The organism is Bradyrhizobium sp. LMG 9283 (genome assembly GCF_045571415.1).
Lineage (GTDB): Bacteria > Pseudomonadota > Alphaproteobacteria > Rhizobiales > Xanthobacteraceae > Bradyrhizobium.
In genome coordinates this window covers 6,579,583-6,595,615 of the sequence record NZ_CP120691.1, presented here as the reverse complement: position 1 = coordinate 6,595,615, position 16,033 = coordinate 6,579,583, and the positions used below count along the sequence as shown (strand labels likewise).

Below are 16,033 nucleotides of genomic sequence, written 5' to 3'. Positions count from 1 at the left end.
GCGTGACTATAGCCTGGTACTTCAAAAGACCGTCGGGCTTCTTGACCGTAAAACTCGCTGGCAGTCGCTCGCAAAAGCCGAGCGTTGTTATAAGAGAATTGTTCGGTGTTCTACAAGGAGGGAAATCACAACGATTCGATGGCAACCGACCTCGGTGACGAACGCGTTCGTTATACTCAGGTCTCCGGAGCCCGCAGCGACGTAGCGCGATTACATCGGCAGCGCCAGCTGCGGTTGCGCGTCGTCGGCATGCTGGAGCGCCGACAGCGCGACGCCCAGAAGCCGGACAGGCTTGCGAACCGGCATCTCGTTCTGCAACATAGCGACCGATAGGCTTTGCAGTTCGCTGCGGCTCGAAACTGCAACAGGAACGGATCTGCTGCGCGTGACGATCTCGAAGTTGTTGAACTTCATTTTAAGCTTCACCGTGCGCCCCCGGTTGCCGGTGCTTTCGCAGTGTCACCAAACCTTGTCGACGAGCGGTGCGAGCTTGACTGCCATGGCATCGAAGTCGGTGAGGTCGGTGGAGAACGTGTTCTCGGCGCCGACGGATTTTCGGATCCGGTCGGCGCGGACCACACGATTGTCGACGCCCCGCGAGATCCAATAGTAATAGCATCCGGCCTTGCCGAAATTGGCCTGCATGAATTCGAGTGACTGATTACGCATATCGAGGACGGTGTAGAGGCCCAGCGCATTCATCTTGGCGCTGGTCGCAGGCCCGATGCCGTTGACCGGAAGGATTTCTACGAATGCCGGGCCCATCTCAGGCGTGATGACGTACTGGCCGTTCGGCTTGCGGTAGTCGGAGGCGAGCTTCGCGAGAAACTTGTTGTAGGAGATGCCGGCCGAGGCGTTGAGGCCGGTTACCTCCTTGATCTTCGTACGGATCGCCAATGCGACGTCCCGTGCCAACGGAATGCCTTGCAGACTTTCGGTCACATCGAGGTAGGCCTCGTCCAGCGACAGCGGCTCGATGATGGGAGCGTGCTCGGCGAAGATCTCACGGATCTGCTGGGAGACCGCTTTGTAGACCTCGAAGCGTGGTTTCACGAAGATCAGGTCGGGGCATTGCCGTTTTGCCGTAACCGATGGCACGGCCGACCTGACGCCGAACTTGCGGGCTTCGTAACTCGCGGCCGCCACCACGCCCCGCTCCTGGGACCCACCGACGGCGACCGGCTTGTCGCGGAGATCTGGATTGTCCCGCTGTTCGACCGACGCATAGAAGGCGTCCATGTCGATGTGGATGATCTTGCGCTGGCGGCTCGGGGAAGCTGCCTGGTCGTCATCGTCCTCGATGGTCACGTCGCTAGCCCGGCCGTGTCTTCCTTGATACCACGCGCGACGATTCGGAGCGTTCCGTCGGCGAGCGGCCGCTGCAGCTTCAGAGCCTCGTCCAGAGGGGCCGTCATCCAGGTCTCCACTTCGTCCGGCGTTGTCAGGATCACCGGCATCGCCTTGGGGTGGATGGCGCCGACCTCTGCGTTCGGCTCCGTTGTAAGGAACGCGTAGAGGTCGTTGGTTGTCTCGCCTTCCTTGACCTTCCGGACGGACGTCCAGTTGGTCCAGATGCCGGCGAAGCAGGCGAGGGGACGGGTCTCATCGAGCGCGAACCAGATATCGCCGCCCTCAGCCTTGTTGAACTCGCTGAACGAGTTGAACGGCACCGCGCAGCGGTTTTCGGTCCCCAGCCATCGCGTCCAATGCTTGCTCTTCACGTTGCGGATGTTGGTCGTGCCGCCGTCCGGCTCCATTCTGAGCAAGTCCTTGAAATCCACTGCCTTGCCTTTGGCCTGCTGCTTCTCAGCTCGCTTCTTCGTGGCCTCCATCAGCGCTTTTGACGACGATGGCATTCCCCACCGCGCCGTTGCGAGCTCGCGGCCGTCGGCCCCGTTGCGCACGATCGGTGCTTTGTAGTCGGGAAACACACCAGGCATCGGCGCCAGATTTCCAACGTATCGGTTCACGACGCGGAACAGCGCACTGATCGCGGCTTGGTTGGTCGTGATCGAATAAAGATTGCACATCGGTCAGGATTCGGTTCGAGGATGGCGCGGCTGCCACGTCAACTGTAACAGAGTCGCGGATGGACGCCGGCCCGCCTTGGCGCATTTGCGGCAGCGCAGCCGGCTGGCGAGATCGTGCACGAAGGTAGTCGGCGGATGCTTCATCGCGGCGAGGTCTACGTCGCTCGGCGTCTTGCAGCGCGCGCACCTGATTTCCAGCCAGGGGAAGCCTCCGTTTACGGCCTGGTCGATGGTGGGCGACGGATCGATCGGCTCGCCGTCACTCCACATCCTCTCGTTCCAGCTTTCGCAAAGCAGCCTATCGGCTTGCTGGATCATCGCCTCGCCTTTGGCCCGCATCTCCGCCGATTGGGTAGCCAGGATGTTAGCCATTGCGCGCGCCTTGCCGAGCTCTTTTGCCAGAGCCTTCCGATCGCCGCCCGACAGGGGCGTAGGGTGATACTTCGGGGCCATCCGGACATCCAGGCGCAAAGAGATCGGAACGGCAAATCCTGAGCGACTACGGCGTCTCGAACGCTGGCCAGCACCCATCTTCTTCATGCCTGCCGGTGCGCTGCTGGCAGGTGTTATCGAGCAGCCGCTGCGCCACGTCCTTCCAGATGGAGTTGGCGCCATACAAGCGGACGGCATCGGCGGTCTGGATTTCCACTGTCCGCTCGCAGCGGCGGCAGGACACGCGCAATACGTGGGCCTTGATTTCCGAAAGGCGTCGCTGTCGGGCCTGGGCAACGGTCGCTCCGGCGCGAGGGTCCTTGAGGACCGATTCCCAATATTCGGCCGGGAGGGGGGCATCCGGACCCGCAGCGGACGACGATCTTCTGCGGTCGGCTTCAGCGGCCAGTTTTTCCATCTGCTTCGGGGTCGGCATGCGCCAGCTCGCGGGTCGGTCGGTCATGACCGAATTAGAACATAACAAGAACAAATGTCGAGTCCGGGGGAGGCAGCGACTGAGAAAAATCCTCCTGTGGGACGGGCCGCGATGTCGGAACCAAGCCTGATCGTTCGTCTTGAATCCGGTATCAGTATCGGAGTTCCCCGGCATGGCCCCCCGCGCTAACTGGAAAGGCTTCCTGCGCCTTTCCCTCGTCACCTGTCCGGTCGCGCTCTATCCGGCCACCTCGGAATCCGAAAAGGTCTCTTTCAACCAGCTGAACCGAAAGACCGGCCATCGGATCAAATACGCCAAGGTCGACGCCGACACCGGCGAGGAGGTCGACAACGAAGATATCGTCAAAGGCTACAAGGTCGACACCGACACCTTCATTGAGGTGACCAAGGAGGAGCTTGAGAACGTCGCGCTGGAGTCGACGCGAACCATCGAGATCGATGAGTTCGTCGACCGCAGCGAGATCGATCCGCGATATCTCATTCGTCCCTACTACCTGCGTCCTGACGGTAAAGTCGGGCACGATGCCTTCGCCGTCATTCGAGAAACCATCCGCGAGATGAACAAGGTCGCGATCGGTCGTGTGGTGCTGACCAATCGCGAGCACATCATCGCGCTCGAGCCGCTGGATAAGGGCCTGATGGGCACGCTGTTGCGCTATCCCTATGAGGTTCGCTCCGAAAAGGAGCATTTCGACGACATCCAGGATGTCAAAGTCACCAAGGACATGCTCGATCTCGCCAGGCACATCGTCAATCAGAAGGCGGGCCATTTCGAGCCCGATAAGTTTGAAGACCAGTACGAAACCGCCCTCATCGATCTCATCAACCAGAAGCGCGCCGGCAAGCCCGTCACCGCGAAAGCGCGTCCTCGAGGTGAGAACGTCGTGGACCTGATGGACGCGCTGCGCAAGAGCATCGGAAGAGAGGAGGCCGCGACAGAGGCGCCGAAGAAACCAGGCAAGAAGCCGCGCAAGGCGGCTGCGGGGCAGAAGGAAATGCTGATGCCGATCGCAGGCAAGAAGCCGGCGAAGGAGACCGCGGCGAAGAAGCCGGCCGCCAAGCCGCAGCGGAAGTCGGCTTAAGTGTCGTGAAGCATCCAGTGACGCCGGACGGCCGCCACTTCGTCGTCCACGGCAGGCTCTGGCGAATGGCATATCCCATGTCGACGAGGTCACGCGAGATCATCTTGTCGGCCGTCTAATGGCGCCCCGGTCGGTGCGCAACGCCAGAAAGGCGGCCGAACGCGAGGCCAAGCAACGATGTATAAAGCCATCGACCTCGCGATTTGAAATAGGGGCTTGTGCGTTTTGCGCGCTCCTGGCCACGCCGCTGGGGAAGTTTATCAAGTTGGGTGATTTTCCCTTGGGGAGTGTTCGGGTATCATCGCCTTCAGCCCAATCAGTTCGATTTTGCGGGCTTCGACCTGCAGAGGCAATCCATCGGCGCAGTACGCGACCATGTGTGCCGCGCACCATCTGCAAGCTTAACATTCTTGAATCCCCAAACGTGCGAAACCGCGCTAGGATTAGATTTTCCCTCTGGGGGCAGCTTATGTTCGACATGGCAACCACCGCGCTTTTGCGCGCGGTTCTCGATGAAGTCTGTGAAAGCATCTCGGACCGCGAGACCGGGGCACGTGCCCACGTCGCGTCGAAAATCCTTGAGGCTGCGACGAGAGGCGAGATATCTCCCGAGAGTCTCAAACAGGTTGGTCGCGACGCCCTCTCGCATGCGCCGACGATGTGGCGCTGATCGCGGGGACCGGCGTGAACTTCCAGGTTACCGTTCTGAAGATTTTGGTAGCCTATCCGGACGGTTTCGCCGTGATGGAGGACCTCAAGAGGGATATGGCCATCCTGGCGACGAGTGGCCGCGACTGGGCGGACCGGACCAGGCGCCTCGCGGGCAGGGTGCCAGACCTCGACATCTTCTCACAAGGACTGGTCGAACGAATAAGCGGAGGATGGAAGATCACGTCCAAAGGACGGGCGATGCTCGAGTTGATGGAGGCGCGGCCAACGGCGTTGCAAAGGGCCGAGGCGCCTCCAGTTGTGGACACGAGTGCGACCTCGCCGGCGCCTGTTCCTCCGCTGCGGCAGCCTGCCGATCGTGCCAAGCGGCGGCGCGAAAGACGTGAACGTCGGCTCGAGGCGCGCGAACGGGCAAGAGCAAACGCCTCTTGAGGTAGCGACGAAGCGAAGAAAAAGCCGCCAATTCGGCGGCTTGATAATCCCGGAGTGTCGATTGCCTCCCCAGCCCCAAGCGTACCGCCGTTACCTTGTTTGCGGCCATGCCGGCCCGATCTACCGATCGCGTTTCGATTCGGCTATCGGGACGGCGACTTGTGCACGGGTCCTTCTGCAGAGCGATAAGCGACGGTATCGGCGTGGACGGAAGCCGAACCGCGCGGTGTCGCCAGCCGCAACCGCGCCGCCGGCCCTTACCACCGCGCCAAGCACCTCGATTTGAACGAACGGCCTGTTCTGTCGTCGAGAGCCCCCCCCATTTGAGTCGTGCTCGGAAGCATCGAGGAAGACGCAGGCGTCCGGAGACTAGTATCCGAGGCTAGGCGGGAGCCTTCAAAGTATCGAGACGCTTGCGGAGAAATGACAGCACCATGATCTCGTCGGAACTGAGCTTGGCATACTGGCGCTTGAACTTTCTGCGCGATCTTGGCTTCAATCATCTTCACGAGATCCCCCGACATGTAGGCGTTTAGGATTTCGGGGTGGATGTAGCATTTGCGGCAGATTGCCGGTGTGTTGCCGAGCTGCTTCGAGACGCTCTCAATCGCAGCGACGACGTTGCGCTTCGTCTCGGCCTGGCTGTCATACTTCTTGAATTCGGCCAGGGCCAAAGCTGCCAAAACCGTCCCGCCCAGGTCCGAAAATCCTTGGCGCTGAAGTCCTCGCCAGTGATGTCCTTGATGTAAGCGTTGACGTCGCCGGAATCGACGGTGCGAGGCTGTCCGTCGTCGTCCAGGTACTTGAAGAGCTCGTGTCCCGGGATCTCTGCGCAGCGCTTCACGATGGCGGCTATCCGCCTGTCCTCGACGCGAAGCTTCCACTGCTTGCCTGACTTTCCTGAAGTCGAACCGAAGGACGCCGCGCCCGACAGCGACGTGCTTGCGGCGCATGGTGGTGAGCCCGTAGGACTTGTTTTTCTCGGCATATTCGGCGTTGCCGACCCGGATCAGCGTCTTCTCCAGAAGACTGACGATTGTGGCCAGCCCTTCTCGCGGGGAAGCCCGTCCAGCTTCATGTCGGCGGCGACCCGGTTCCGCAACGCAGGCAGGGCGGCCGCGAACTGGATGATATGCTCATACTTATTCTGGTCGCGGAGCTCCCGCCATTTCGGATGGTAGCGATACTGCTTGCGACCCCGCGCATCGAGCCCGGTTGCCTGGATGTGGCCGTTTGGCGACGGGCAGATCCACACAGACTCGTAGGCCGGTGGGATGCCGATCGATTTGATGCGTCGGACGATTGTGGCATCGGTGATGCGTTTGCCGTCCTCATCGTAGTAGCTGAAGGTGGTTCCGGTCCGCTTGCGCGCGTAGCCCGGCGCGGAGTGGCTGAGGTATCGGAGGCCTTCTTCCGCGATGGTGGCCGCGACCTCGGCGGTGCGATCCAGGATCAGTTCTTCATTGCTGGTCTATCGGAGCATGGGCGCTGGTCCCTTCGGAAGCACCCTGGGATCGAGGCTCCGCTCTTTCTCAAGGGGGATCAAGACACCGGTTGGTTCCAGTCTGAGGCCGGTGGACATGATGCGTACGGGGTCCAGAAATCCAGCTTCAGGTGAGAGCCGGCCGGGTTCCCTGCGAAAGGGCGTTGCGCGGATATTGAAGCGGTTTAGCTAATTCAGACAATCGCCATAAAGCTCAACGACACGCTCCCCCACAGTCAGTTCGCACCAAGGCCGCTATGTCCCAATACTCGCTCGATCTATTGCGTCAGCGCTATGTCGTTGAGAAAAGACCGCTCGAGGCCAGCGTGGAGCAGATCTTGCGGGCCGACAGCCGCGCGGGAGTGCGTGCCATCCTGGCTGCAATTGATAAACGCCGCTTCGAAAATAGGTCCGAAGGGCAGCGCCTGCGCAAGATGCTCCGCTTCGAGACCTCTCTCTGGGAGAGTGGCCATCAGGCCGTGGCAGGCGTGGATGAGGCCGGAATGAGCCCTCTCGCTGGGCCGGTGTCCGCTGGCGCCGTGATCCTGAAACCTGGCACGCGGATCGTCGGTATTGACGACTCGAAAAAACTCGACGCTGCGGCTCGCGAAGAACTCTCGAAGGAGATCAAGGAAAAGGCAGTAAGCTGGTGTGTGGCGTTGGTGGAGGTCGAGGAGATCGACGCGATCAACATCTATTGGGCGGGCATCCAGGCTATGCAGCGTGCGGTCCGGGGACTAGGGTTGACGCCGCAGCACTTGCTGATCGATGCGAAGCGGTTGAAGGAGATCGATATCCCTCAGCAGGCCATCATCAAAGGCGATGCCAAGTCCGCCAGCATCGCCGCCGCCTCCATCCTCGCGAAAGTCGAGCGCGACACCGTAATGCGGAAGCTCGACGTGCGTCACCCCGGCTACGGGTTCGCGGATCACAAGGGCTACCCGGTGCCGGCTCATTATGAAGCGCTCGCCAGGCTTGGTGCATGCGCAGCTCACCGGCGGTCGTTTGGACCCGTTCGTAAAGCTCTCGGGTTGCCGCCTCTGCCGCCGTGGCCTCGGGCGTCCGAGCGCACCGCCGGCTAAACAGGTCGTACGCTTCGTCTCTGCGGCGCTATTTTCGCGACCACTGCTTTTCGCGAACGACGTCCTTGGCGTTTTTGTCGGACCGCAGGCCGAGATATACCGGCTGGCGCAGCTCGCCCTTGCTGGTCCACTCCGCGAACTTCACTTCCGCGACCAACGAAGGACGCACCCAGGTCGTGACCCGCTCGTCCTTCACCTTGGCGGGAAAGGGCGACTTGGCAGTTTTGAGCCTCACGAGCTTGCCGTGAAGCTCTTCGAGAACTTGGTGGCTGAAGCCGGTACCGACATGGCCGATGTACCGCCATGCGTTGTCTTTGCGTACCGCCAGAACGAGGGCGCCGAAGAAGGGCCGGGTTCGCCTCGGCGCGGTGAAGCCGGCGATCACCACCTCCTGTCGCTGTGCGGTCTTCACCTTCAGCCAGTCGGCGGTCCGGCCTCCGGATGCATACGCGCTGTCCGCACGCTTCGCCATGATGCCTTCAAGACCTTTCTTCTCGGCCTCCGCGAAGAAGTTCTTGCCGTCAGCTTTTCGGTGCGGGCTGAACGCGATCAGCCTGTGGCGCGGTAGGATGGCCTTCAGCCTTTCCTTGCGTTCGAGCAGAGGACGCTTCCGAAGGTCTTCTCCGTCGGCGAACATGAGATCGAACACGCAGTAAAGGAGCTTGGCTTCGTGTCTCAACGCGTTCTGGAGCAATTGGAAGTGCGAAACGCCGTCCTTGCCGATCGCGACCAGCTCGCCATCGATCACGGCGTCGCCCTTCATGCTTTCCAGGGCTTGCGCGACCTCCACATACGAATGGCTAATGATCTTGCCGTTGCGGCTGTACAAGGCCACCCTGCCGCCGCGGATCTCGGAGACCATTCGGAATCCGTCATACTTGTCCTCAAACACCCAATCGGGGTCGTCGAAGGGGGCATCCGTGAGCGTGGCCAGCATCGGTTGCAGGCGTTTAGGTAGTGTCGACTTTCGGCTCATTTCGAAGCCGACTGCCGATCGAGAACTGTCTCGTCGGTGCGGCCGACACGGAAGACGCCGAACACGCGCGTCCGAACCAAGACGAACACTTTCCAGAGTTTCGCAAACCAAGAGATTGTGAGCAGCTTCGGCTTCACAATGGCAAAAAGCCGCTCGAGCCCCAGAAGGCTTAATGCATAGCACACCGCAATCATCGCGGTCCCCGTGATCCAATGGCCTTTTCCCGCCACGGCCACCGCGGCGAGCTTGAGGGGTTCGACGGTCGCCGTGGGCAACGCCAGCACGAATAGCGAGGGGTAGGGGCCCAGTCTCTGAATCGACCGTCTCAAGCTCATTGACTTCTCCTCCGTAGAGAACGGCCGTGGCTCACCTGTCGTTCCCGGTGGCGGAACATCTCTGGCCTAGCAACATGGGCCAGATCCCTGACGATGGACGGGCTTACCGAACGAGCGACAGGTCGCGCGCGGGCAACATCAGGCAGCGCGGGCGGGTGAGCGCCGCTTCCGGCGCAGGTTGCGCGTGATTCGGGCACATCGCGTTCAGGATCCGGTCGGCAGGGACGCCGCCCTTGCGGGCCATCTCGACGCCCCAATGCATGTGATCGAGCTCGGGTACCGAGTGCGCGTCCGGATTGATGCTCAGCATGCAGCCAAACTCGAGGGCGGCTTGGTGCCAGCGCCAATCCAGGTCGAGACGCCACGGATGGGCGTTGATCTCGACGGCGACGTCGTGCTTCGTGCAGGCCCGCAGCACCTTCTCGATGTCGTTTCGTAGCCCGGCCGCCGTTGTAGCTGCCGGCCGGTCATGTGGCCGATGATGGTGGTCTGGGGATCGGCGATGGCCCGCAGTAGCCGCTGCGTCTGCGTCTTGCGGTCCAGCTTGAAACGGCCGTGGATGCTGGCGACGACGAAGTCGAAGGTCTCCAGCACATCGTCCGGATAGTCCAGCGAGGCGTCGGCCAAGATGTCGGACTCGATCCCTTTCAGGATCCGGAAATCCTTGCCGAAGCGCTTGTTTAGCCGGTCGGCTTCCCGGTGCTGCTGCGCGATCTCCTCCACCGACAGACCTCCGGCATGGTGCGCAGACTTGGAATGGTCGGCGACCCCGAAATATTCGAACCCGCGCTGGCGGGTCGCCTTCGCCATCGTCTCCAGGGTCTCGGTGCCGTCGGAGGCATGGGTGTGGCAGTGAAGGATTCCGCGGAGGTCGTCGTCGGTGACGAGCTTCGGCAACTTGCCTTCCGGCCAGCTCGAGCTCGCCGCGCCCCTCGCGGAGCTCGGGATCGATGAAAGGCAAGCCTAGAGCGCGATAGATATCGGCCTCCTCGCCCGCGACCAGTGTGCGACCCTTGTGCAAGCCGTCGGCTTCCAACCGCATCCCTTTCTCGGCGGCCATCGCCTGGAGCTGCTCGATATGGGCGGCAGACCCGGTCGCGAAGAGAAGGGTGGCGCCGAAATGCTTGCGGTCGGACACGCGGACACGCAGTCCTTCGGCCGATGGCATCGACATCTTGTCTGATTTGGCAGCCACGGCAACGATCGCGAGGTCGCCGACGAGCTCGCAGCCTCGACGGAAATCGCCAGCGATCGTCACGCGCTTGAGTTCGGGGCGGGACTTGTGCATCGAGTCCTTGGCGTGCGCGAGCAGGGCGGCGGCACGGTGCAGGTGAAGGCGACCTTCTCCGCTTTTGGCGATCGCCAGGCTCTGCAGGATCTTGATCTGCAGCGCGGCGCCGAGGCCCTTGGCCTTCTTGATGCGGTCGTCCTTGGCAGCGGCCTCCAATTCCGCGAGCGACGTGATGCCGAGATCTTGGTAGAGCCGCAGCACCTTCTCCGGACGCAAACCGGGTACGGCCAGCAGCTCAAGCACGCCAGCTGGTATTTCCTTCCGGAGCTTTTCGAGGCTCGGATGACTGCCCGTCTTGTGGAGTTTGGTGATGATGTCGGCGATCGCAGCGCCAACCCCGGGGATCTCAGTCAACCGGTCGTCGGCGATGAGCACGTCCAGAGGAACCGCGAGAGCCGCCAAGCTGTCGGCGGCTCTCGAATAGGCCTTAGCCCGGTAGGGATTGCCGCCGCGCAAGGCGGTGCGCTGCGCATACTCTCGCAGGAGATTTGCCACACCGCGAGCGTCGAGCGAAGGCATTCAGCGAGCCTCCCGGTCCGCGTTTTGCGGCCCAGCCGGAGCAAGGCGACCGCAGGAACGGTCGCTTGGCCGGCGTTCGAGAGACTCTCGAGCTTCTGAGCTGCTCGGAAGTCCTCGAGGTGCTGGATATTGGGGCCATAGGCAGCCTCCTTCTTGAGGAGATTGTAGATCCGGCCGGCCACCAGCTGCAGATGCTTCATCCTGCCTCGCGGCATGGCTCTCGCTTTGCAGAGAGCTCGGACTGCGTAGCCCGGAAGTAATCGAATGCGTCTGACATGATGTCAGTAACGCCGGCTCTCGCCGGGAGTTCGATGGGCACCGCGAAGGACCGGATTGGCCCTTTGGCACCCGTAGCAGCCTGGCGCTGCGGACCGGCGAGGTCGTTGGAACTCCTCTCCGCCTTCGAAGTTGCGAGACTCGTTGATTAAGGTAGGTACACTGCCCGCCGTCGGGCCCAACCCGGCGGCGGGTTTTTTGTGAGTTGCGTAGCGTGGCAAAGCGTACAAGACCGGCGCCTCCGGCCGAGAAGCCAGAAGCTTCTCAGATGCCGGGCTTCATCAGCCCCCAACTGGCGACCCTGAAGATCAAGGCGCCTTCGGGATCTCGATGGATTCACGAAGTCAAATACGACGGGTACCGCATCCAGCTCCGGATCGACGGCGATGATCGCCGGGCTTATACGCGCAAGGGCTACAACTGGGTCAGCAAGTTTTCGAGGATCGCTGCCGCCTTCGACATCGAAGGTCAGGCCATCGTCGACGGCGAAGTCGTCGTCATCCATGAGGGTCGCACCAATTTCTCCGAGCTGCAGGCAGACCTCGGCAGAGGCGATCAGGACCGCCTGATCTACTTCGCGTTCGATCTGCTGTGGCTCGACGGCAAGGATTTGCGCAAGGAGCCGCAGATCGAACGAAAGAGACTGCTCAAGGAGCTGATAGAGGAGCATAGGCTCGAGGAGCCCATTTTTTTCAGTGAACACCATGAAGGAGATGGGCAGGCTCTGTTCGTCGCCGCCAGCAAGTTGAACTATGAGGGCATCATCTCAAAGCGCGTGGACGCGCCATACCGATCTGAGCGGGTCGAAGCCTGGCAGAAGATCAAGGTCGTTCAGAAGGGCAAGTTTCCCGTGGTCGGCTTCATCAAGGACCCATCCGGCGTGGCCGCGCTCTACCTGGGCAAGAAGGAAGGCAAAGATCTCGTCTACATGGGGAAGGTCGGTACGGGATGGAATCGAACCACTTCAGCGCAGATCCGCAAGGCGCTCGAAACCGTAGTCAGCCCGAAGCAGAGGCTCACAAAGACCATCAGGAAGCCGAAGGCCACGTGGGTCGAACCCAAGTTCTATGCCGACATCGAGTACCGCGAAATCACCTCCGAAGGTCTCCTGCGGGCCGGCTCGTTCAAGGGGCTGAGCAAAGGAACGCGCCGTTCATAGCCGCGTTTTCCCGTAAGTATGTGGAGTACCGGTCATGGATCCGGAACAGCGAATTGCGAAGGCGTTGGAAGACGCTCAGGGCATCCTGGCCCGGTATGTCGAGCCAGGCCCCAGAGATTGCGAGCAAACCATAAACCAGCTGCTGGATGTGCTCGACGACGAGGCCGTCGTGCAGGCGCTTAAGGATTTGAAGATGGAAAAACCAACTGCAGAACAACTCGCCGAGCTCAAGAGGCTCAGCGCGATCGCACGGGTGCCGGACGAATCTGAGATCGTGACCTCGAAGGAGGAAGCCGAGGCCCGGATCCGCGACCTGAAAGACAAGGCTCGGATGGAATGAGCCCGGAGAAGCCGATGAGTGGCGTCGGAACGCTCCGAGGATGACATCCAGCGCGAAGAGCTCGGTCCCCGCGGCGTGCCCGAAAGTCCTGCGAAGATGACGCCGCAGCGGGAGAAGAAGACGCCTAAGGACGTCGATCCTGGACATCCGGCATGAACTCGATGGATACGTTCGATCCGGATATGCCGTGCCGCGTTCATGACGGCCTCAATGACCAGATCATCGAATGGAGCCCTCAGTGGGCTTCGATGTACGCGAGCACGCGTCGAAATGGGATGAGGGCGTCGTAGCTTGGGACGGTTTGTTGCTCGACAGCTGGGCTCCCATAGTCCACGGCCATTCTTGTGGCCACTGACCGGCGGCTATAGCTCGCACGGAACCCGCGAATCCTTGCGGCGTTGCACCTTATCACTAAGCATTCGCAAGAGGAGGAGCCGATGGCGACACCGAAGAAGAAGACCGCTCGTGGACGAAAGCAGGACCGCGCCCAGGTAGCCAACGGTCAGGACTACGAAGTCCGGTATGAAGCCAGGAAGACCGGGCGCTCGGCCTCGGCGGTGAAGAAGGCCGTCAAGAAGGTCGGCAACGCGCGCAAGCGTGTAGAGAAACGGCTGGGCCGCTGAGACGGGTCGGCGTCGGGGGCTAGCGCCGGTCCTCCTCGTCAGGCGGGCATTCTGGGCAGGTATCACCAATCGAGTCCAGCACGTCGCGAATCGCGGCCTCCGCTGCTTGACGGGATACGCCTTCCGGCAGGTCTCGACGGGCGATCTCGAAGGCCAGCTCTCGGGCATGCGGATCGGCGCGGTCCTGCATCCAACCGTGCTCCTCGCACTCGCGGATGGCGCCGGCTTCGTTCAGCACGTTGATCGCCCAACCGCGCAGGGTGCGGATCGCTGGCCGTCTCTGCTGGGTCATCAGCATTGAAAGGTTCTCCCACGCTGAGGCGAATCGTTTAGTCCCGCAGACGTTCCTCATCCCTAACACAAGACTGGGATTCCGGATCGTGGGATCTCGTGTTCCTTCAAAGGCCGAATTTTCTAGCAGGCCAGCGGGTAGGGTGGGCGAGAACGAACTGAAGAAGCCGTTTTCCGATACTTCAGACGTCTTATCCGTTTTGCGCATGCGGCTGTCGCCGCACCGGCCTCTCGTGAACCGAGCCGCATAGCGTCTCGGCCATGCGGCTTCGACCCCTCGCGCGCGAGCAGACCGTGCCCCTCGCGGGGCAGAAACGAAAAACCGGACCTTTATGCAGCAGCCACCTGCACAAAGGTCCGGCCTTATCTTAGCGTGCCGCGATACCGAACGGCTGCAAAGGACGCTTCATATCCTTTGGAAGGTCTCGCTTTTCATCCGGGTTGCGACCCGGAGGCGGCAATAGATCAGTAGCCGATACGACTACTTCTTTTTCTTTGAAGTCTTCGTCTTCTTTGCCACCTTCTTGGTGGCTGCCTTCGCGGTCTTCTTTGCCTTCTTGGCTTTCTTGGCCATGTCATCCTCTGTAATGAATAGACTCAGTGAACATGCCCACGCCGTGCATCGACATGCGCACGAATGGGACGATATCACAAAAACAAAACTGATACCAAGCAGACGTGAATCCGCATTGAGTCGCTCGCCGGAGGCACTCGCCCTCGGGCCCGCCGTCATTGCATGTCGGCGTCGCTATCACCGCCCTTCGAGTCCGGTGCCTTCTTGACCGGTCTCGCGACTGCATTCGGTCCCGGGTCCCGCCGCTACGCGTCGGCGCTATGCTGACCCTCCTGCGGGTGCCTCTTTCGCCGCGTCCGCCAGTGGTCTTCGCTTTCGCTCCGCCCACAGGCCCTCTCTTCCATAATTGTGAGACTCCTGTGAAAATGCCGGGCGGTTCTCGTATCATTGCCTGCATTACGTTCGCTCAGGTTTTGGCGCGTGCAGCCAGGGCCGCACCGGGCTCTCGTGAACCGAGCCGCGCAGCGTCTCGGCCTTGCGGCTTCGATCCCTCGCGCTAGAGCTTTGGTGCTCCTCGCCGGGGGCACTCGGAAAAGGGGCTCGCCTGCGGCGATCGCTATCACTGCCCCGTTCCCGGGTGCCGCTATTGAACCGGTCTCGTCGCTGCACTCGGACCCGCGTGCCCCTTCGGGTCGCTATGCTCACGCTCTCCGGGTGCCATTTTCCGTTGCGGCGATGCGCCCTCGGGCGCACGCCTGATCGGGCCTGCGGCCCGAGGTAGATGGGGCTAGAGGCTGAGAGTAAGAGTGCAGGCTGGTTTTTCCGTGACGGGTTACCAGCTGCGAGAGAGGCTCGTGGCGCCCGTCGCGGAGACCCGCGATGTCAAACTCTACTGTTCGCGCGCGCGCCGGCCAGGACCGGGCGAACCTCTATACCGAAATCACCGACAAGATCATCGCCGAGCTTGAGGCCGGACGCGTCCCCTGGGTTCAGCCCTGGGGTACGGCCGCGGCGAAAGCGCAGCTGGCTATGCCGAAAAACGCGTCGACCAACCGGCAATACAGTGGGGTGAACATCCTCATCCTCTGGGGAGCCGTGATCGAACGCGGATTTGCCGGTCAAAGTTGGCTCACCTTTCGTCAGGCCCTCTCGCTCGGCGGCCACGTTCGCAAGGGAGAGCGCGGCACCACAGTCGTCTACGCTGATCGTTTCGTGCCAAATGATGAAAAGCGACGCGCCGCCGAGACCGGCGAAGACGTGCAGGCAATTCCATTCCTCAAACGATTTACTGTTTTCAACACCGACCAGTGCGAGCAACTGCCCGACGGCATTGCCACTGCTGCGCCGCCACCGCCGGATGGCCTCATCGAACCCACGGTCGACGCCCTGATCAAGGCCAGCGGAATTCCATTTCGGATTGGTGGAGATCGCGCATTCTACGCAACAGCCGAAGACTATGTTCAGATCCCGCCGCCGCAGGCCTATTTCGAGCCCATCAACTGGCACCGGACTGCGTTGCATGAACTCGGTCATGCGACTGGGCATCCCACACGCCTCAATCGCGACCAGAGTGGATCCTACGGTACGAAGAAATATGCCTTCGAAGAGCTGGTCGCCGAGTTGAGCTCCGCGTTCAGCTGCGCGTCGCTCGGGATCGTCCCGACCGTGCGCCATGCGGACTATATCGGCTCCTGGCTTGAAGTGCTGCGCGAAGACAATCGGGCCATCGTGCGTGCCGCCTCGCAGGCGAGCAAGGCGGCGGACTATTTGCTCGGCTTCATTCCCGGGTCCGTTGAGCCCGCGTCGCTGGATTCGGCTGTCGCCGATCACGAGCCGGCGTGATGCTTGGCCTCGCGCGAGAGTGAGAGGAGGGAAGGCTGTTCGCGACGGGTTGGAAGCCGAGAGAGAGTCTTTCGGCCGTCGATCCCGATGCGGCGCCAGTGGAGCAGGAGGGTGATGCGGGCCTACTGCCCGAATTCCTCGCCGATGAGGAGGATCGGGTGAACGCCGGCGACGATGATCCGCAACAGCTCGACGCGGCTG

16 protein-coding genes and 3 pseudogenes are annotated in these 16,033 nt (G+C 61.6%); 9 read left to right on the top strand and 10 right to left on the bottom strand.

Going from position 1 to position 16,033, the window contains the following annotated elements:
* Window positions 1–210 precede the first annotated feature (210 nt).
* The 4 genes and pseudogenes from dinB to P6U29_RS31025 form a co-directional block, all read right to left on the bottom strand.
* Window positions 211–1,239: pseudogene (gene dinB / locus P6U29_RS31040) on the bottom strand (DNA polymerase IV).
* Window positions 1,240–1,304: 65 nt separating this feature from the next.
* Entirely contained in the window at window positions 1,305–2,030 is a 726-nt protein-coding gene (locus P6U29_RS31035) for an SOS response-associated peptidase (protein WP_407114150.1), read from the bottom strand.
* Window positions 2,031–2,033: 3 nt separating this feature from the next.
* A complete protein-coding gene (locus P6U29_RS31030; protein ID WP_253587629.1) occupies window positions 2,034–2,483 on the bottom strand; it encodes a hypothetical protein in 450 nt (149 codons plus the stop codon).
* A gap of 46 nt (window positions 2,484–2,529) precedes the next feature.
* Window positions 2,530–2,925 (bottom strand): hypothetical protein, encoded by a 396-nt coding sequence (locus P6U29_RS31025; protein ID WP_407114149.1) that lies wholly within the window; start codon window positions 2,923–2,925, stop codon window positions 2,530–2,532.
* Between the two features lie 145 nt (window positions 2,926–3,070).
* Here P6U29_RS31025 and P6U29_RS31020 point away from each other — a divergent pair, with 145 nt between their 5' ends.
* From P6U29_RS31020 to P6U29_RS31010, 3 genes are all read left to right on the top strand, one after another.
* The gene (locus tag P6U29_RS31020) at window positions 3,071–4,000 is read left to right on the top strand and encodes a Ku protein (RefSeq protein ID WP_407114148.1); all 930 of its coding nucleotides are present in this window, start codon (window positions 3,071–3,073) and stop codon (window positions 3,998–4,000) included.
* A gap of 469 nt (window positions 4,001–4,469) precedes the next feature.
* The gene (locus P6U29_RS31015; RefSeq protein ID WP_407114147.1) at window positions 4,470–4,670 is read left to right on the top strand and encodes a hypothetical protein; all 201 of its coding nucleotides are present in this window, start codon (window positions 4,470–4,472) and stop codon (window positions 4,668–4,670) included.
* Between the two features lie 14 nt (window positions 4,671–4,684).
* Window positions 4,685–5,101, top strand: coding sequence for a hypothetical protein (locus tag P6U29_RS31010; RefSeq protein ID WP_407119460.1), 417 nt, complete (start codon window positions 4,685–4,687; stop codon window positions 5,099–5,101).
* 532 nt (window positions 5,102–5,633) lie between these two features.
* Here P6U29_RS31010 and P6U29_RS31005 read toward each other — a convergent pair.
* Together P6U29_RS31005 and P6U29_RS31000 are read right to left on the bottom strand one after the other, a co-directional pair.
* Window positions 5,634–6,111, bottom strand: a pseudogene (locus P6U29_RS31005) (hypothetical protein).
* On the bottom strand, window positions 6,111–6,392 hold the full coding sequence (locus P6U29_RS31000) for a hypothetical protein (RefSeq protein ID WP_407119459.1): 282 nt from the start codon (window positions 6,390–6,392) through the stop codon (window positions 6,111–6,113). Before P6U29_RS31000 ends, P6U29_RS31005 begins: the two are co-directional and overlap by 1 nt.
* 449 nt (window positions 6,393–6,841) lie before the next feature.
* Here P6U29_RS31000 and P6U29_RS30995 point away from each other — a divergent pair, with 449 nt between their 5' ends.
* Window positions 6,842–7,666 (top strand): ribonuclease HII, encoded by an 825-nt coding sequence (locus tag P6U29_RS30995; RefSeq protein WP_407114146.1) that lies wholly within the window; start codon window positions 6,842–6,844, stop codon window positions 7,664–7,666.
* A gap of 28 nt (window positions 7,667–7,694) precedes the next feature.
* Here P6U29_RS30995 and ligD (P6U29_RS30990) read toward each other — a convergent pair whose 3' ends face one another.
* From ligD (P6U29_RS30990) to P6U29_RS30980, 3 genes and pseudogenes are all read right to left on the bottom strand, one after another.
* Window positions 7,695–8,642, bottom strand: coding sequence for a non-homologous end-joining DNA ligase (ligD, locus tag P6U29_RS30990; protein WP_407114145.1), 948 nt, complete (start codon window positions 8,640–8,642; stop codon window positions 7,695–7,697).
* Window positions 8,639–8,977, bottom strand: coding sequence for a hypothetical protein (locus P6U29_RS30985; RefSeq protein WP_407114144.1), 339 nt, complete (start codon window positions 8,975–8,977; stop codon window positions 8,639–8,641). The genes ligD (P6U29_RS30990) and P6U29_RS30985 overlap by 4 nt, the downstream gene beginning before the upstream one ends.
* A 138-nt stretch (window positions 8,978–9,115) precedes the next feature.
* Window positions 9,116–10,787 (bottom strand): annotated as a pseudogene (locus P6U29_RS30980) (PHP domain-containing protein).
* A 544-nt stretch (window positions 10,788–11,331) separates the two neighbouring features.
* Between P6U29_RS30980 and ligD (P6U29_RS30975) the strand changes: the two are divergent.
* From ligD (P6U29_RS30975) to P6U29_RS30960, 4 genes are all read left to right on the top strand, one after another.
* Window positions 11,332–12,222, top strand: a complete 891-nt coding sequence (gene ligD, locus P6U29_RS30975) for a non-homologous end-joining DNA ligase (protein ID WP_407114143.1) — start codon at window positions 11,332–11,334, stop codon at window positions 12,220–12,222.
* Between the two features lie 34 nt (window positions 12,223–12,256).
* On the top strand, window positions 12,257–12,562 hold the full coding sequence (locus P6U29_RS30970; RefSeq protein ID WP_407114142.1) for a hypothetical protein: 306 nt from the start codon (window positions 12,257–12,259) through the stop codon (window positions 12,560–12,562).
* A gap of 18 nt (window positions 12,563–12,580) precedes the next feature.
* Entirely contained in the window at window positions 12,581–12,718 is a 138-nt protein-coding gene (locus P6U29_RS30965; RefSeq protein WP_407114141.1) for a hypothetical protein, read from the top strand.
* A gap of 281 nt (window positions 12,719–12,999) precedes the next feature.
* Window positions 13,000–13,185: a DUF3606 domain-containing protein gene (locus P6U29_RS30960; protein ID WP_407114140.1), complete on the top strand. Its 186-nt coding sequence runs from the start codon at window positions 13,000–13,002 to the stop codon at window positions 13,183–13,185.
* Window positions 13,186–13,204: 19 nt separating this feature from the next.
* Here P6U29_RS30960 and P6U29_RS30955 read toward each other — a convergent pair whose 3' ends face one another.
* A complete protein-coding gene (locus P6U29_RS30955) occupies window positions 13,205–13,483 on the bottom strand; it encodes a hypothetical protein (RefSeq protein ID WP_407114139.1) in 279 nt (92 codons plus the stop codon).
* 1,386 nt (window positions 13,484–14,869) lie between these two features.
* Between P6U29_RS30955 and P6U29_RS30950 the strand changes: the two genes are divergently transcribed.
* Entirely contained in the window at window positions 14,870–15,832 is a 963-nt protein-coding gene (locus tag P6U29_RS30950; RefSeq protein WP_407114138.1) for an ArdC family protein, read from the top strand.
* Window positions 15,833–16,033 lie beyond the last annotated feature (201 nt).

Coding starts and splice junctions, on each gene's coding strand:
- P6U29_RS31035 (WP_407114150.1), bottom strand. CDS start 2,030: ATGTGCAATCTTTATTCGATCACGACCAACCAAGCCGCGATCAGTGCG.
- P6U29_RS31030 (WP_253587629.1), bottom strand. CDS start 2,483: ATGGCCCCGAAGTATCACCCTACGCCCCTGTCGGGCGGCGATCGGAAG.
- P6U29_RS31025 (WP_407114149.1), bottom strand. CDS start 2,925: ATGACCGACCGACCCGCGAGCTGGCGCATGCCGACCCCGAAGCAGATG.
- P6U29_RS31020 (WP_407114148.1), top strand. CDS start 3,071: ATGGCCCCCCGCGCTAACTGGAAAGGCTTCCTGCGCCTTTCCCTCGTC.
- P6U29_RS31015 (WP_407114147.1), top strand. CDS start 4,470: ATGTTCGACATGGCAACCACCGCGCTTTTGCGCGCGGTTCTCGATGAA.
- P6U29_RS30995 (WP_407114146.1), top strand. CDS start 6,842: ATGTCCCAATACTCGCTCGATCTATTGCGTCAGCGCTATGTCGTTGAG.
- ligD (WP_407114145.1), bottom strand. CDS start 8,642: ATGAGCCGAAAGTCGACACTACCTAAACGCCTGCAACCGATGCTGGCC.
- P6U29_RS30985 (WP_407114144.1), bottom strand. CDS start 8,977: ATGAGCTTGAGACGGTCGATTCAGAGACTGGGCCCCTACCCCTCGCTA.
- ligD (WP_407114143.1), top strand. CDS start 11,332: ATGCCGGGCTTCATCAGCCCCCAACTGGCGACCCTGAAGATCAAGGCG.
- P6U29_RS30970 (WP_407114142.1), top strand. CDS start 12,257: ATGGATCCGGAACAGCGAATTGCGAAGGCGTTGGAAGACGCTCAGGGC.
- P6U29_RS30960 (WP_407114140.1), top strand. CDS start 13,000: ATGGCGACACCGAAGAAGAAGACCGCTCGTGGACGAAAGCAGGACCGC.
- P6U29_RS30955 (WP_407114139.1), bottom strand. CDS start 13,483: ATGCTGATGACCCAGCAGAGACGGCCAGCGATCCGCACCCTGCGCGGT.
- P6U29_RS30950 (WP_407114138.1), top strand. CDS start 14,870: ATGTCAAACTCTACTGTTCGCGCGCGCGCCGGCCAGGACCGGGCGAAC.